The 15,758-nt window shown below is 66.4% G+C and carries 9 protein-coding genes and 2 pseudogenes; 5 read left to right on the plus strand and 6 right to left on the minus strand.

The window, feature by feature from the left end:
• Positions 1-782: pseudogene (locus AC1HIY_RS09220) on the minus strand (hypothetical protein); the annotation flags it as partial.
• Positions 783-1,108: 326 nt separating this feature from the next.
• Here AC1HIY_RS09220 and AC1HIY_RS09225 point away from each other — a divergent pair.
• Complete coding sequence (locus tag AC1HIY_RS09225; RefSeq protein WP_479576439.1) at positions 1,109-3,148, plus strand: S9 family peptidase; 2,040 nt, start codon at positions 1,109-1,111, stop codon at positions 3,146-3,148.
• 6 nt (positions 3,149-3,154) lie between these two features.
• Here the strand turns inward: AC1HIY_RS09225 and AC1HIY_RS09230 are convergent, their stop codons facing one another.
• A complete protein-coding gene (locus AC1HIY_RS09230) occupies positions 3,155-4,423 on the minus strand; it encodes a cysteine desulfurase-like protein (RefSeq protein WP_479576457.1) in 1,269 nt (422 codons plus the stop codon).
• Positions 4,424-4,621: 198 nt separating this feature from the next.
• Positions 4,622-4,984: pseudogene (locus AC1HIY_RS09235) on the minus strand (PIN domain-containing protein); the annotation flags it as partial.
• 14 nt (positions 4,985-4,998) lie between these two features.
• On the opposite strand from AC1HIY_RS09235, the gene AC1HIY_RS09240 reads away from it, so the two are divergent.
• On the plus strand, positions 4,999-6,258 hold the full coding sequence (locus AC1HIY_RS09240; RefSeq protein ID WP_479576440.1) for a metal-dependent hydrolase family protein: 1,260 nt from the start codon (positions 4,999-5,001) through the stop codon (positions 6,256-6,258).
• Between the two features lie 538 nt (positions 6,259-6,796).
• A complete protein-coding gene (locus tag AC1HIY_RS09245) occupies positions 6,797-7,432 on the plus strand; it encodes a response regulator (protein WP_479576441.1) in 636 nt (211 codons plus the stop codon).
• 22 nt (positions 7,433-7,454) lie between these two features.
• Here the strand turns inward: AC1HIY_RS09245 and AC1HIY_RS09250 are convergent, their stop codons facing one another.
• Together AC1HIY_RS09250 and AC1HIY_RS09255 are read right to left on the minus strand one after the other, a co-directional pair.
• Positions 7,455-10,055 carry a M1 family aminopeptidase gene (locus AC1HIY_RS09250; protein WP_479576442.1) on the minus strand — a complete coding sequence of 867 codons (2,601 nt, stop codon included), beginning with the start codon at positions 10,053-10,055 and terminating at the stop codon, positions 7,455-7,457.
• A gap of 177 nt (positions 10,056-10,232) precedes the next feature.
• Positions 10,233-11,864 carry an aldehyde dehydrogenase family protein gene (locus AC1HIY_RS09255; protein WP_479576443.1) on the minus strand — a complete coding sequence of 544 codons (1,632 nt, stop codon included), beginning with the start codon at positions 11,862-11,864 and terminating at the stop codon, positions 10,233-10,235.
• A gap of 517 nt (positions 11,865-12,381) precedes the next feature.
• Between AC1HIY_RS09255 and AC1HIY_RS09260 the strand changes: the two genes are divergently transcribed.
• Both AC1HIY_RS09260 and AC1HIY_RS09265 read left to right on the plus strand, forming a co-directional pair.
• Positions 12,382-13,017, plus strand: a complete 636-nt coding sequence (locus AC1HIY_RS09260) for a hypothetical protein (RefSeq protein ID WP_479576444.1) — start codon at positions 12,382-12,384, stop codon at positions 13,015-13,017.
• A 94-nt stretch (positions 13,018-13,111) separates the two neighbouring features.
• Positions 13,112-13,408 (plus strand): acylphosphatase, encoded by a 297-nt coding sequence (locus AC1HIY_RS09265; protein ID WP_479576445.1) that lies wholly within the window; start codon positions 13,112-13,114, stop codon positions 13,406-13,408.
• Positions 13,409-13,416: 8 nt separating this feature from the next.
• Here AC1HIY_RS09265 and glgP read toward each other — a convergent pair whose 3' ends face one another.
• Positions 13,417-15,474, minus strand: coding sequence for an alpha-glucan family phosphorylase (gene glgP, locus AC1HIY_RS09270; RefSeq protein ID WP_479576446.1), 2,058 nt, complete (start codon positions 15,472-15,474; stop codon positions 13,417-13,419).
• Positions 15,475-15,758 lie beyond the last annotated feature (284 nt).

Here is a 15,758-nt window from a genome sequence, read left to right on the forward strand (position 1 = left end):
ATCTCTCCCTGGCTAACGATCACATCCTCGACCTCGGTACCATCGAGATTGGCGCGCCGGATGGTGCTACTGTTACAGGGAGCCCAATAGATCTTGGACAGCGTATGGGCCAGGGCGATGTCGCAAACGCTACCCGTTACGATGTATTCATCAGACACCGTATCGTCAAGGGGGGCCCGTATAATCCCGAGAGGTTCCAATCGAAAGAAATCGTTGTTCGTCCAATAGATCATCTGATTGGGTAGATCGAGCTCAAAGGCCGACACCTTATAATCGCGGCTGGTTGGAAGCAGGCTCTGAAAAGGATTGGGCCGTATCAGGTCTGTGCGATGCAGCGTTACAAAAGGACAGTCGTTGCTTTCGCTCCAATATATCATTTCTCCCACGGTGTCGATTTCGATATCGCTCAGCCCACCCAGCCCACATACGATGCCGCCCAGGTATACTTCAGGATCATCGCCATCCAGGGAGGCACGCATGATGGCTCCGATTAATACGGTCCCATCTGGTTGCGTCCCACCCGTATCCGCCCAATAGATGTGCCTGTGGAGCGTGTCGACGGTTACACTGGTAAAAGTCCTGAATATATTTGGTCCCAATTCCCTGGCTTGTACCAGGGTGTCTACTACGCCACTATCGAGCGCGTGGCGAAAAATCGTACTGAACTCGGTCTCTTCGCCTTGGATGGCCCCAACCCAGTAGAGGTATCGCTCTTGGGCATGGGCGGAGCGGGTTCCTACCAGCGAAGCGAGCATCAGGGCAATTAAAATGTAAAGCCTCATTTTATATACATTTAACTGTTATGCTGCCGGTCTACCGGCAGAGTCAGGCCGGCGGCTTTCTCGATGGATGCCGGGTAGCGACATTTTTTACCTTCCTGGTAAGCACTTTTCATGCAAGAAAACGGCGTGTCGTAGCGAGGTCAAGGGGGCGTTTCCCCATTGGTCGAGGAAAGGGGTCGCTACGGCTGGATTCTTTCGAAAGTGATCGCGTCAGTCTCGGTTGTGCCGAAGGGTCTCCTCATCGTTGTCGGGCGCGATTGACAATGCGGGCGGAATGGGATTAATTGAGGACCGACCGATCCCTTTCCCACCCTGATCGCAGCCTCATGAAAAAGACGCGCTTTTTTCGCGCCGTGCGCCCGCTCGGCTTTCTGCTCACGCTCCTTCTCTTCGTCCCGCTCGCCCGTGCGCAGGAGGCCTCCGAGGGCTGGACGCCCGAACGCAGCATGCAATACAAGGCGATCCCGGACGTGGCGATCTCGCCCGACGGGAGCCTCATCGCCTACGTGGTGCGCGAGCCGGTGATGGAGGGCGAGAAGTCCGAATACCTGAGCCACGTGTGGGTGGTCTCGGCGGACGGGCGGATGAACGTGCAGTACACACAGGGCGAGAAGTCGTGCGCGAACCCGTCGTTCTCGCCGGACGGACAGTACCTCGCCTTCACCTCGGCGCGCTCGGGGAAGAATCAGGTGTGGGTCATGCGCGTGCGCGGCGGCGAGGCCGAACAGATCACCGACGCGAAGACGGGCGTGTCCGCCTACCGGTGGTCGCCCGACGGGACGCGCATCGCCTATACCATGCGTGAGCCGGACACGGAAGCGGAAGAGGCGGCCCAGAAGGAGAAACGCGACGTCATCCTCGTGGATCGGAACTTCAAGAACGACGCCCTCTACGTGGTCGCGCTCGAAAAGAACGCCGAGGGCGAACGCGACGTGCAGCGCCTCACCGGCGGCGACTTCCACGTGGCCTCGTTCGACTGGTCGCCGGACGGCGCGACGATCGTCTTCGCCCATCAGCCCGATCCGCGGATCAACACCGGCGGCATCGCGCAGGACCTCTCGACGGTCCCCGCCGACAGCGGAGCCGTGACGCCGCTCGTGACGCGGCCCGGCAACGACGCCAACCCCCGCTTCTCGCCGGACGGGCAGTGGGTCGCCTTCACCTCGCACGGCGGGACGCCGCAACGGGTGGGGCTCAGCGATCTGTACGTCGTGCCTGCCGCCGGCGGCGAACCCCGCAAGCTCGCCGACACGCCCGACCGCAACGCCGCGCTCATCGACTGGTCGGCGGACGGAACGGAGCTTTATGCAACCGAGTCCATCCGCACCTCACGACAGCTCATCGCGGTCCCCTTCGACGGCTCGGCGGCCCGCATGCTGACGGCGCTCGAGGGCGCGGTCGGCGCCGTCGCTTTCGACGCGGAGACCGCGTGGATGGCCTATACGTACGAGAATCTGACGACGCCCGTGGAGGTCTATCTCGCTCCGGTCGGCGGCTTCGAGGTGACGCGGCTCACCGGCGTCAACGCGGACGCGCCGACGCCGCCGATGGGTCGCACCGAAGTGCTCACGTGGACCTCGCCCGACGGGATGAAGATCGAAGGCCTGCTCACGTATCCCGTCGGGTACGAGCCGGGGCGCGCTTATCCGCTCATCCTTCAGATCCACGGCGGCCCGGCGGGCGTCTTCACGCAACGCTTCACCGGGCGGCCCGGCATCTACATGACGCAGGTCTTCGCCGAGCACGGCTATGCCGTCCTGCAGCCCAACCCGCGCGGCTCCACCGGATACGGCAAGGACTTCCGCTATGCCAACGTGAAAGACTGGGGCTACGGCGACTACGAGGATGTGATGGCCGGCGTCGACACGGTGCTCGCGATGGGCGTCGGACACCCGGACAGCCTCGCCGTGATGGGGTGGAGCTATGGCGGCTACCTCACGTCCTTCCTCGTCACCCGCACCGGGCGCTTCAAGGCCGCGAGCATGGGCGCGGGTCTGCCCGACCTCATCTCGATGGTCGCCACCACCGACATCCCGGACTACCTCGTCGCGCACATGGGCGGCGAGTATTTCGATGACTACGAGACGTATCAGAAGCACTCGGCCGTCTATCGCATCAAGAACGTGACGACACCGACACAGGTCATCCACGGCGCGGAGGACCGTCGCGTGCCGACCACACAGGGGCAGGAGTTTTATTATGCGCTCCAACGCCTCGGCGTCCCGACGGAGATGATCCTTTATCCGCGCACGCCGCACGGCCCGCGCGAGCCGAAGCTTCTCATGGACGTGACGCCCCGCATCCTCGCGTGGTTCGGGAAGCACCTCCACAAAGACGCGCCGGAGGTGGAAGCGGGGACGGAGTGAGGCGACTCACATGGCGAGGGCCGTCACCGCCGCCACGAGCCGGTCGATTTCCCCGGCGGTGTTGTAGTGACACGGCCCCACGCGCACCATGCCGCCGCGCGCGTCGAGGCCGAGCCGGCGGATGACCTCGTACGCATAGTAGTCGCCGTCCCACACGAAGAGGTTGTCCCCGGCAAGCCGGCGGGCGACGTCGCGGGGATGGCGGCCTTCGAGCGTGAACGAGACCGTGGGCACGCGCTCGTCGAAGTGCGCCGGGTCGGTGATGCCGTGGATGGTCAGGCCGGGGACGGCTTCGAGCCCGGCGACGAGGCGCGCGGTGAGGGGCCGCTCATAGTCGGCGATGGCGCGCATCGCGGCGTGGACGTGGCGGCGGCGCTCGGGGAAATGGGCGTACGCTCCGTGGTGTTCGGCGGCCATCGTCGCGCCCACCCACGCGAGGTATTCGACGGCGCCGAGCGTGCCGGCGAGCCCTTCGTGCGAGAGCGTGCCCGTCTCGAACTTGACCGGCAGCGCATCCGAGGCGGGGCGCACCTTGTATGCCGTGAGCCGTTCGAGGAGCGCCTCTTTGCCCCACAGCATGCCCTGATGCGGGCCGAAGAACTTGTACGCCGAACACACGAGGAAATCGCATCCGAGCGCCTGCACGTCCGTCGGCGCGTGGGGCGTGTACTGCACGGCGTCGACGTACATCCACCCGCCCGCGGCGTGCACCTTCTCGCCGATGGTCTTCACGTCGTTGATCGTGCCGAGGGCATTGCTCGCATAGTTGATCGCCGCAAGCCGGGTGCGCCCGGTGAGCAGGTCGTCGAGCGCCGTGAGGTCGTACCGGTACGTCGTCGGGTCGAACGGGAGCCACTTCACCGTGAGGCCGAGATCCTCGGCGAGCATGAGCCACGGCGCGACGTTGGCGTCGTGGTCCATCCGCGTGACGAGGATCTCGTCGCCGGGGCGCATCTCGCGACCGAGCGAGCGGGAGAAGGCGAACGTGAGCGTGGTCATGTTCTGCCCGAAGACGATCTCCCGCCACGAAGGGGCGTTGAGGAGGTCGGCCATGGCGCGATGGGCCTCTTCGAGGAGCGCGTCGGTGGCCGCCGAGGTGCGGAAGACGCCGTCGGCGTTGGCGTTGGCCTGCACGAGGTAGTCGCGCATGCGGTCGAGCACGTGATGCGGGACCTGCGTTCCGGCGGGATTGTCGAGGTACACGCGCGGGCGTCCGTCGTCTTCGAGCGCGAGGGCGGGAAACTGCGCGCGGATGCGGGTGAGGTCGAGCGGCATGGCGAAGGCGGAATGAGGATGGAAGCGGGGGAAACTACGATATGCCGGGCGTGAAATGCATCCGGTCCGATCAAGGTTCGTCGGATGCTCCCGCCGGCCGCCGCGCTTCCGCCCGCAGGGCCGGACTGATGGGGGCACATCCTCAAGCGCATGCACCAGGGGACGACGGGCCGGTATTATGCCTTCCCGGCGCGCTCGAACCGGCAACCCGACGGCGCCGGTGATCCGCAGTCCCACTTCCCGTACAATCCTCCGACCTTCCTTTTTCTCATCAAGGATCAGCAAGTCGGCCCGCTGTTCGGCAGCCCAGGCGATAGCTTCGGCCCCTCCCCGGTCGCGTTGGGTTTCGAGGGCGGCAACCGGCAGCGGATCGCGCGTCCCCTTCCCCTTCAGCCATGGTCGGGGAAAGCCGATTTCTTCGTGCGCCGCTGATGGGAGGGGAATCGTCGTGAAAAGGTGGGTGAGCACGTCCGTTCGGTCGCGCTTTCGAAAAACGTCATTGCGGGTTATCGGGGGGATGATTAACCTTTCTCGTTGACCGTCCTTTTTCCGAACTTTCATCCCCCGTTTTCCCCATGCGTATCCTTTGTCAGGTTCTCGCCCTTGCCTTCTGGTCCGTCTCCGCTTTTGCCCAGCCCTACGTGCTTCGTCCCGACCGCGTCTTTGACGGAGAGGCGATGCGCGACGGCTGGGTGGTCGTCGTCGAGGGCGAGCGTATCGCGGCGGCGGGACCGGTCGGCGACGTGGTTGTGCCGGACGGCGCGGAGGCGATCGACCTGGCGGGGATGACGCTTCTGCCGGGGCTCATCGAGGGGCATTCGCACATCCTGCTTCATCCGTATAACGAGACGTCGTGGAACGATCAGGTGCTCCGCGAGGCGCGGGCGGTGCGTGTGGCGCGGGCCGTCACCCACGCGCGCGCGACGCTCACGGCGGGCTTCACCACGATGCGCGACCTTGGCACCGAGGGCGCGGGTTATGCCGACGTCGGCCTCCGGCAGGCCATCGACGAAGGCATCATCCCCGGTCCCCGGCTGCTCACGGCCGGGCGCGCCATCGTCGCCACCGGGAGTTATGGGCCGAAAGGCTTCGCGCCGGAGTGGGACGTGCCGCTCGGGGCCGAGGAAGCCGACGGCTATGACGACCTCGTCCGCGTCGTCCGCGATCAGATCGGTCACGGCGTCGACGTGGTGAAGGTATACGCCGACTACCGGTGGGGGCCGCATGGCGAGGCGCGTCCGACGTTCTCCGAGGACGAGCTCCGGGTGATCGTCGAGACGGCGCGGAGCAGCGGGCGGCCCACCGTGGCGCACGCGAGCACCGCCGAGGGTATGCGCCGGGCTGCGCGCGCCGGCGTCGAGACCATCGAGCACGGCGACGGGGGCACGCCCGAGGTGTTCGCGCTCATGGCCGCCGCCGGGGTGGCCCTCTGCCCGACGCTTGCCGCCGGAGACGCCATCCTTCAGTACGGCGGTTGGAAGAAGGGCGTCGATCCCGAACCCGAGCGCATCCGCCGGAAACGCGCCGCCTTCCGCGCCGCCCTCGACGCCGGCGTGACGATGTGCGCCGGGGGCGACGTGGGCGTCTATCCGCACGGCGACAACGTGCGCGAGCTCGAGCTGATGGTCGCCTATGGCATGACGCCGCTCGCCGCGCTCCGCTCGGCCACCTCCGTCAACGCCCGGCTCTTTCACCTCGACGACCGCCTCGGCGCGGTGCGCCCCGGCCTCCTCGCCGACCTCGTAGCCGTGGCCGGGGACCCGCTCGCCGGCATCTCCAGCCTCCGCGACGTGCGCCTCGTGATGAAAGGCGGCGTCCTCTATCGCCGCCCGTGAAGAGGCCGGGCGGCATAAAAAGGGCAGGCCCGGCTTCGCCACCACAAAGCCGGGCCTGCCGTTGCCACCTGAGAGAGGTCCGAGAAGAAGTGCAGAGGTAAGACGTGCGGCATGCCGGGAGGAACATGAGTCGTGGATCTTTTCCGGCACGCCGCGGAGACGGGACGTCAGGCTGAGTCAGGGCCTGATCCGAAACCGATTTTAAGGCCTGTCAAAGTTGATGCCGGGGTTTCGGCATCCCGTTGTTTTCGAAGAATAAGGGGTGTGTCGCGCCTTCCTCGGGCTTCGATGTTTCAAAACGGCAACCCCGGAAGTCCCTTTCGTTGTCTATTGGAAACGTGGCGGGATGGCTCCGGGCGGGGCCCGAATATTACGTGTGAGACATATAAGGGGATTGAACATGGCCGTGGCGAGGGTTATACTGCATAGTGAGTAGACCCCCTTGGCGGCAGTTCTTTCGGCTGTTGTCTTCTACAATATGCAGGGTGCGACGTGTCCCGGCAGGCCGGGATGTTTTTACACGCACGAAGTGCCCGCTATGCAAGCGAAAGTCTTTCTCGTCGAAGATCATCCTATCTATCGTGCGGCGCTGATTCCGTATATCAACAACGAGCCCGGCCTCGAGGTCTGTGGTGAGGCGGAGGACGTAGCCGAGGCCGTGAAGGGCATCGAGGGAACGCATCCGAATCTGATCCTGCTCGATCTTCAACTTCGCAATTCGAACGGTTTCGAACTGATCCGTCTGGCGCGGACGCGGTGGCCGGGCGTGCGCGTGCTCGTGCTGACGATGTACGACGAGCATCAGTATGCCGCCCGCGCGCTTCAGGCCGGCGCTTCGGGGTACGTGACGAAGCTCGCGCGTCCGGAGACGGTGCTGAAGGCCATCGCCATGGTGCTTCGGGGCGAGCGCTTCGTGAGCGAGCAGGTGCGGCAGGCCCTCATCGAACACGAAGGCGCCGGCTCGATCACCGACGTGCTGACCGACCGCGAGATGGGCATCTTCCTCCTGGTGGGCCACGGACGGCGCCCGGCGGAGATCGCCGAAGCCCTGCACATGAGCGAAAAAACGGTGCACAACCACCTGACGAATATCAAGCGGCGACTGGGGTTGCAGTCGCGGCAGGAGGTCTATCAGTGCGCCAAGGAGTGGGTCCTTCGTCCGGAGCGGTTGTGAAGCGCCCGGAGGACCGGCCGTCTCACGGTGCGGCAGGCGGGGCCTCGTATCCGTAGACGATGCGCGCCGCCCGGAAGAGCCCGTCCGCCGACTGCAGGATCTTGGCCCGGAGCCGGTGGGGATAGTCCGGCGGCAGGGCGTCGAGGAAGGAGCGGACGGTGGCGGCGGCGGTGAGCGACTGATGTCCGCCGAGCGTGGCGTCGAGCCAGCGTTTGGGGAAGAAGATGTCGCCCGTGCGCTGGATCTCTTCGAGGAGTTCGAGGGCGGGACGGAGGTACGGCTCGGCGTCGGCGGCGCGGAGCGGGTGGTGGAGATAGCGCACGCCTTCGAGCACCCACGGCTCGTGCGTGCGGTTGGCCGGGTCTTTCAGGCTTTCGAAGAAGGCGTCGCGGACGGAGCGGTCCGGCGAGAGGGCGGGGCGCACGAAGGCGAAACGCGCCTGCCGGTCGGGGTTCGTGATGCGTCCGGCCTGCGCTTCGAGGATGGCTTCGGCGTCGGGGAGGCCGCGCACGGCCAGTTCGAGCGCCATGCGCGTCTCGTCCTGCTCGGAGAAGGTCAGGCCCGGGATCGTCGTCTCGCGGGCCCACACGGCGCGGAGCCGACCCACGCCTTCGGGGCTGAGGGCGACGTCCCGAAAGGCATTGAAGAAGGTGGCCTTTCGCGTGGTCGTCGAGGCTTTTTCCATGAGTTCCCACAGCAGCGCTTCGAGCTCGGGCGCGAGGGCGCGGCGGACCTCGGGCGTGAGCAAGCGCCAGTACGCGCGCGTCACGTCGCCCGTCAGGTGCTGGGCGAGGAGCTCGTTCGTCTCCGCCGGGAGCGCGGCCATGGCGCGTTCGAGGAAGACGCCGGGCGGGATGCGGCCTTCGAGGAGGGCGTCCCACAGCGTCACCCACACGATGCCCCGGAGCATCGCGTCGTCGCCTTCGGCGACGTGTTCGAGGAGGAACGCCTGGCTTTCGGGGTCGAGGACGAAGAGGCCGTAGCCGACGCCGCCGCCGTTGGGGAGGATGAAATTCGGCGCGGGTCTTCCGGCGGCTTCGGTCACCGTCAGGCTCTCGCGGTCGAGGGTGCGGGGAAAGCGGGCGAGCGCGTCACCGTCGGCAAGGAGCACGTCGAGGCGCTGGGTCCATAGAAGGCCCCGGTCCCACGGGTCGGACTGGAAGAGGGTCAGGCGTTCGAGGCGGCCGCCCGCGCGCGCGGCGCGCACCTCCACGGTGGGACGCCCCGGCTCCTCCACCCACACGCGGCTCCACGCCGTCAGGTCCTCGTCCGAGCGCCGGTCGAGGAGGGCGATGAGGTCGGGCCACGCGGCGTTCCCGTAGCGGAAAGCGTCGAGGTATTCCCGCAGCCCGTCGCGAAAGGTTTCCTCGCCGACGAGCCGTTCGAGGTGCTTCATCACGATAGGCGCTTTCTGATAGATGATCGCGCCGTAGAGCGTGCCCGCCTCCCGGAGGTTGTCGAGGGGCTGCCGGATGGGGTTTGCGCCCGCCGTCCGGTCCACGGCGTACGCCGCCGGGTAGTGGGCGAGGAGGAAGCGAAGGTCGTGGTTCACCTCGGGAAAAGAGGGGTTGACGATCTTCGCCGCCATGAAATTGGCAAAGACCTCTTTCGTCCACACGTCGTCGAACCAGTTCATCGTCACGAGGTCGCCGAACCACATGTGGGCAGTCTCGTGGGCGATGAGGGAGGCGCGACCGAGGAGCTGGTTTTGCGTGGCCGAGGCGTCGAGCATGAGGCTCGCCTGCCGGTAGAGGATCGCGCCGGGATGCTCCATGCCGCCGTACTGAAACGAGGGGATGAGCACGAAGTCGAACTTGTCGAACGGGTACGGGATGCCGGTGTAGGCTTCGAGCCACGCCAGCGCCGCCGCGTGGAGGTCGAAGATGGCGTCGCGGTTGCGGGCGAGCTTGCCGGCGTCGGTCTCGCGGTGGTACATCGTCATCGTCCGCCCGTCGCGCACGGCGGTCTCGGTCTCGAACCGACCTGCGGCAAAGGAGAAGAGGTATGTCGGGAGCGGCTTCGTCTCGGCGAAGCGGAAGATCGCGCCGTCGCCCGTGGTGTCCGTCTCGACGAGCGGCCCGTTCGCCACGGCCTTCCAGCCTTCGGGCACGTGGAGCGTGAGGCGAAACCGCGCCTTGAGGTTCGGCTGATCGAAGAGCGGGAGGGCGAAGCGGGCGCGGTCGGGGACGAAGAGGGTGTAGAGAAAGTCGTCGTTCCGGTTGAGCGAGCCCTCCCCCGCAACGAAGCGGACGGTGACCGCGTGCTCCCCTTCGTCGAGCGCCGCCGCGGGAAGGACGAGGTGCTCGTTCTCGACGGCGTAGTCGATGCTCTTGCCGTCCACGTACACGCCGAGCACGTTCCGCGCCGGCGGGTGGAAGTCGAGCACGAGCGGCCGGGAGGCGTCGCTCAGGCGGAAGCGGATCGTCGTTTCGCCGGAGATGCCGGCTTCACGGACGGCGGGGATGGTGAGGCGGACGTCATAGCGGACGTCGGAGAGCGTGCGGGCGCGGTGCTCGGCGAGCGCCCACGAGACGCCGGGGCTGGTGTCGGGCATGGCGGACTCGCCGCCGCAGCCCGCGAGGAGCACGAGCGCGACGGTCATCGGCAGGAGAAAGGAACGCATGGGCAAAGCGGATGAGGGGGGCGAAAACTGGGAAGGAAAGCGCTCCGGCCCGGATAAGCAAGACGCCCCGCCCGCCTCGACGCGGAGGGTGGAAGTTCACCGGGAAGGAGGTCGGCCCGGGCTTCCGGTCCCGCGATGGGAGGGTTCTCTGGTTCCTCCGCCTTCTTCGGTCGCGCGTCACTTCCGGAATTTCAGGATCAGGCGTTCGATCTCCGCGTCGGGGAGGGGGAGGTCGGCGGATCGGGGAGCGTCGGTGGTTGGTGCGGGCGCCGACGGGCGTTCGGTTGGCGCGGGTGCGGAGGGCGGTGCGGCGGGTTCGGAGGGGTTGCCGGCCCGGGCGCGAAGCCGCGCCTCGATGGCGTCGATCCATCCGGCGCCGTCGCCCGTGGGGGACGAGGGGCGCGGGGCGGACGGCGGGCTGTGTCGGGTGAGGGCGGGTGTGCGGGCCGCGCCGGCGGGCGGGTTGATGGGGTCGGTCTCGAAGGCCAGCCGCTTGACGTTGAGCAGGTGGAGCGGCGAGATGTTGTCGCTCGTGATGGAGCCGCCGAGCGTGCCCGGCCCGAGCGTCATCGCCGGGAAGAGGCGGTTCGTATAGCCGACCGAGCCGAGCGCCGCCACGGTGTTGACGACGATGCGCATGGCGGGCTTTTCGAGCGCGAAGGCTTCGATGACGCGCTCGTTCGTGGCGTGCAACCCGAGCGTGTGGCCGATGCCGCCGAAGTGGAGCACCTCGATGCTTCGTTTGCATCCGGCTTCCCATCCGTCTTCGGTAAAGAAGGCGAGGATCGGCGAGAGGGTCTCCATCGAGAGCGGCTCATCCTTGCCCACGCGGTCCGTCTCGCCGACGAGCGCGCGCGTGCCTTCGGGCACGGTGAAGCCGGCCATCCGGGCAATGTGCGCCGGGCTCTTGCCCACCTGCTCCACGTTCAGCCGCCCCTTGTGGAGGATGACGCCTCGGAGCGCCTCCTTCTCCTCCTCGTTCATGAAATACGCGCCCTGCTGTTTCATGGCCTCGACGAGCTTTGCGCGGATGGGCGCGTCGGCGATGACGCTGCGCTCGGTGGAGCAGAGCGTGCCCCAGTCGAACGAGGCGCCGTAGAGGAGGTCGGCGGCGGCCTTGGCGACGTCGGCGGAGCGGTCCACATAGACGGGCACGTTGCCCGAGCCGACGCCGTAGGCGGGCTTGCCCTTCGAGTAGGCGGCGCGCACCATGGCCGAGCCGCCGGTGGCCAGGATGACGTCGGAGCCGGGATCTTCGAGCAGGGCGTTCGTGCCGGGCAACGAGACCTCGGTCATGCAGCCGAAGAGGCCCTTCGGCGCGCCGGCCTTGTAGGCGGCCTCGGCCACCACGCGGAGCGCCTCGGCCGTGCACGTGACGGCGCGCGGGTGCGGGCTCATCACGATGCCGCACCGGGCCTTCGCGGCGATGATGGCCTTGTACATGGCCGTCGAGGTGGGGTTCGTCGAGGGGATGAGCGCGGCCACGACGCCCATCGGCGTGGCGATCTCCCAGATGGTGTCCTGCTCCCGCTTGCGGATGATGCCGCACGTCTTCATCCCGCGCATCCGCTCGTGGAGCGTCTTCGTGGCGAAGAGGTTCTTTTGCGTCTTGCTTTCGGGACGGCCGAAGCCGGTCTCTTCGTGCGCCATCCGGCCGAGACGCTCCGCCTCGCGCGCGCCCGCCTCGGCCATGGCCGCGACGATGCGGTCCACCTGCGCCTGCGTAAAGGTCTTGTACGTGCGCTGCGCGGCGCCCGAGGCCCGGAGAAGGTCCCGGCTCTGCTGGATTGAAAGAAGATCCTGATCCATGGCTGCTGGTCTGAACGTCCAAAGAGGGGGCGGCGACACGCGCCGGCGGTGCGCGTCGATGGTGCGCCATCGCGGCTCTCAATATGCGCCTTCGCGGTCACGGATTCAACCGGCCCGCCCGTCTTTCCCGCGCTCTTGACGAAAAGCAAATTTCTTCGGGGAGCGTTAGACAAAGAGGGACGAAAATTCTATATTTCAAAACGAATGGTCGGCTTCCGGGCGGCTCAACGCCGTGTAAGAGGCTGTTTTGAAAGGATTAGTCGGGCCATATAATCCTTTAAAGTCGAGCTCCTCCTGCGAGAACCGCGTTCTGCGGTCAAAGGGTATCCACCGAAGAGACGCATCGGCGTGTCTTTAATTTCCACCGTGATGCCCACTTTTACGTTTTCGCACGTTCTGTAATAGGAAGGCAGAAGTCGTGATAACTTTATTTCCTGTCCCCAATAAGCTTTTTCCCGGTCTTTCAGTTATGGGCCGTACGCCACAACCGATCGATGATCATACGCTGGCTTCGTTTATGGCCGGCACCCTTCCGGTGGATCGCCGCCGGGAAGTCGCCTCGCAACTTGCCCGGGACGACCATGCGCGCGAGCTGTTGCACATGGCCTATGAGGCTATGGATGCGACGAAGCCCTTTGCTGCGCCGAAGCTCTTCGCTGCGCCGAAGGAGACGGCGCCGCCGGCAGCGCCGCGCCGTGCGGATCGCCGCGCCGCGCGGTGGACGAGCGGGCTGCGCCGCCTGAGCCGGTACGCGGCGGCGGCGGTGGTCGTCCTCGCCGTCGGGCTGAGCCTGCGCCTGGCCTTCGGCCCGCTGAACACGTCGCCGGGTCTCACCACGCCGCTCGTGCGCGGCAACGAGGCCGAAAGCATCGCCATCACGTTGCCCACGACCGTCTCGGACCTCGCGTTCTCGTGGACGGAGACGCCGGGGGCGGACCATTACCACCTCGTCCTCTGGGACGCGGAACAGGCGCTCCCCATCGGACGGCACAACGCCGCGACCAACCGCATCGACGCCGATGATCCTTTCCTGGCGACGCTGCGTTCCCTCCTTGTGCCGGGGCATGTCTATGCGCTCCGCATCGACGCGCTCAACGCGGAGAACCGCCGGATCGGCTCTTCCGGCATGATCGAGTTTACCCTGCAAAAATAGCCCGTGCGACCCTCCCACGTTTCACGGCACATAGCCTCCGCGCCGCTCGGTTCGGGGGCTTTTTTTGTCGAAGCGGGCTCCTTCGAATGCGCATATGACACCGCCGACCGCACCGAATGAACGTCTGACGGCGCGCGTGCACGGGCGTGTGCAGGGTGTGGGCTATCGTCACTTCGTATGGACGCGGGCGCGCCGCCTCGGCCTCACGGGCCGGGTGCGCAACGAGCGCGACGGGAGTGTTTCCGTGGTCGCCGAAGGGCCACGCCCGGCGCTCGAGCGCCTGCTCGAAGCATTGCGTGAGGGGCCGCCCGCCGCGCGCGTGGAGCGGGTGGATGCGACGTGGGGGCCCGCCGCCGGCGCGTTCGATGACTTCGAGATCCGTCTCTGGTGATCGGGGGCTTATCTCTGCACGCTCTGAGGCGCAGGTGTATAGATGCGCTCGAGGTAGTCGGTGACCATGCGGTGCGCGCTGAAGGCGTAGGGCAGGTGCTCCATGGCGTTCCGCATCCGGGCGAGCCACTCCGGCGGAAGCCCGCGCTCGTCGCGTTCGTAAAAGGCCGGAAGGACGCTGTTTTCGAGCGTATCGTAGAGATGGTTCGCGTCTTCCGGATCCTGAATTTCCGGATCTTTGTAGAGGTGCGAGGCTTCTTCCCCGATGGCCCAGCCGTTTTTGCCGTTATAGCCTTCGGGCCACCAGCCGTCGAGGATCGAGAGGTTGAGCCCGCCGTGGACGGCCACCTTCTGGCCGCTCGTGCCGCTGGCTTCGTAGGGGCGGCGCGGGTTGTTCAGCCACACGTCGCAGCCGGAGGTGAGCATGCGCCCGATCTCCATGTCGTAGTCTTCGAGATAAATCAGCCGCCCCTTGAGCGCCGGGTGCCGGGTCATCTCGTAGATCTCCTGGATGTAGGCCTTGCCGCCTTCGTCGTCCGGATGGGCCTTGCCGGCATAGATCATCTGAATGGGCCGGTCGGCCCGGGTGAAGAACTTGATGGCGCGCTCCTTGTCGTAGAAAAAGAGGGGGGCGCGCTTGTACGTGGCGAAGCGGCGGGCGAAGCCGATGGTGAGCGCGTCGGGGTCGAGGGCGGCCTCCTGCGGCAGCGTCTGGGTTTTGAGGTATTCGTTGACGAAGGCGATGAGCGTGCGGCGGAGCATGCGCCGGTATTCCCAGAGCGCCTCGTCGGAGATGTCCCGCACCTTTTGCCAGACCTCGGGGCGGTCGCGGTGTTCGAGCCAGTTCGGGCCGAGGTGTTCGTTGAGGAAGGGGCGCGCGTGGGGGGCCGTCCACGTGGGCAGGTGCACGCCGTTGGTGACGTACCCGATGGGCACCTCGTCGGCGTGGCGGTCGGGGTAGAGGGCGTGCCACTGCCGGCGGGCCACCTCGCCGTTGAGCTTCGAGACGCCGTTGGCGGTGCGCGAGAGCTTGAGGCCGAGCACGGTCATGTTGAACGCGCTCGTCACGTCGTTGGGGTTGATGCGGCCGTAGGCAAGCAGGTCATGGTCGGAGAAGCCGATCTCGCGCTGGAAGCCCCGCATCTGTTCGATGAACAGGCCGGGATCGAAGCGGTCGTGTCCGGCTTTGACGGGCGTATGGGTGGTGAAGACGCACCGTTCGCGCACGGCGGCCTCGGCCTCCGAACGGCTCAGCCCGCGCGCCACCTGCTCGCGCAACAGCTCCAAGGTGAGAAAGGCGCAGTGCCCCTCGTTCAGGTGGAAGACCTCCGCCTCCGCCCCGACGGCGCGGAGCATCCGGACGCCGCCGATGCCGAGAATGATCTCCTGCTGGATGCGCGTGGTGCGGTCGCCCTGATAGAGCCGGCGCGTGAGGAAGCGCAGGTGGTACGGGTTGGCGCTGAAGTCGGTGTCGAGAAGGTACATCGTGGTGTGGCCCAGGTCGATCCTCCAGGCGCGCAGGTGCACCTCGTCCCATCCCGCATGGACGGTCACCGTGAGGGGCAGGCCGGAAGCGTCCGTGACGAGCGTCACCGGGTGCTCGGTCGCGTCGATGCCGGGAAACTCGGCCTGCTGCCGGCCCCGGGCGTCGAAGTACTGCTTGAAATAGCCGCCGCGAAGGAAGAGGCCGACCGTGGTGAAGGGCAGGCCCAGGTCGGAGGCCGCCTTGGCGTGGTCGCCGGCGAGGATGCCGAGACCGCCCGAATAGAACGGCAGGCTCTCGTGGAGTCCGTATTCCATGCAAAAATAAGCCGTGGGCGGCGCGTCCCCGTAGCGACGGTCGGCGCTCATGTACGCCTCGAAAGCCGCGTGGACGGCGTCGACCTCTTTCGCAAAATCGGGATCGTTGAGGACGGCCTCGTCGGCCACCCGCAGCGCGGCGACCGGGTTGTTGTCCGTGACGGCAAACGCGCCGGGACTCAGCCGGCGGAAAAGGGCGATGGCTTCCGGGGTCCAGGTCCACCACAGGTTGGCGGCAAGCGCCGCGAGCTTCTCACGCGTGGTCATGTTTCCTTCGAAGATGGCTGATTCGAGGTCGAAAAGGGGAGGATGAAAACGCTTACATGGGGGGCGTCAAAAAAATTCCCGCCGCCGGAAAGAACGAGGGGATGCCGGGCCTCGACCCGAAAAAACACGCCAATATACGGAGTGCGAGCAATTTTCTGAGGGTGGGGCGGGCGTTTTTTCACCACGAGGAAACAGTATGCGAAAACCGCCGCCTCCCGGCCAAAATGACGATTTATTTCTCGTGATGCCATGTTTCCCCGGGCGCGGGCGCCGGATCTCATCTA

This window comes from Rhodocaloribacter sp., from assembly GCF_056451265.1.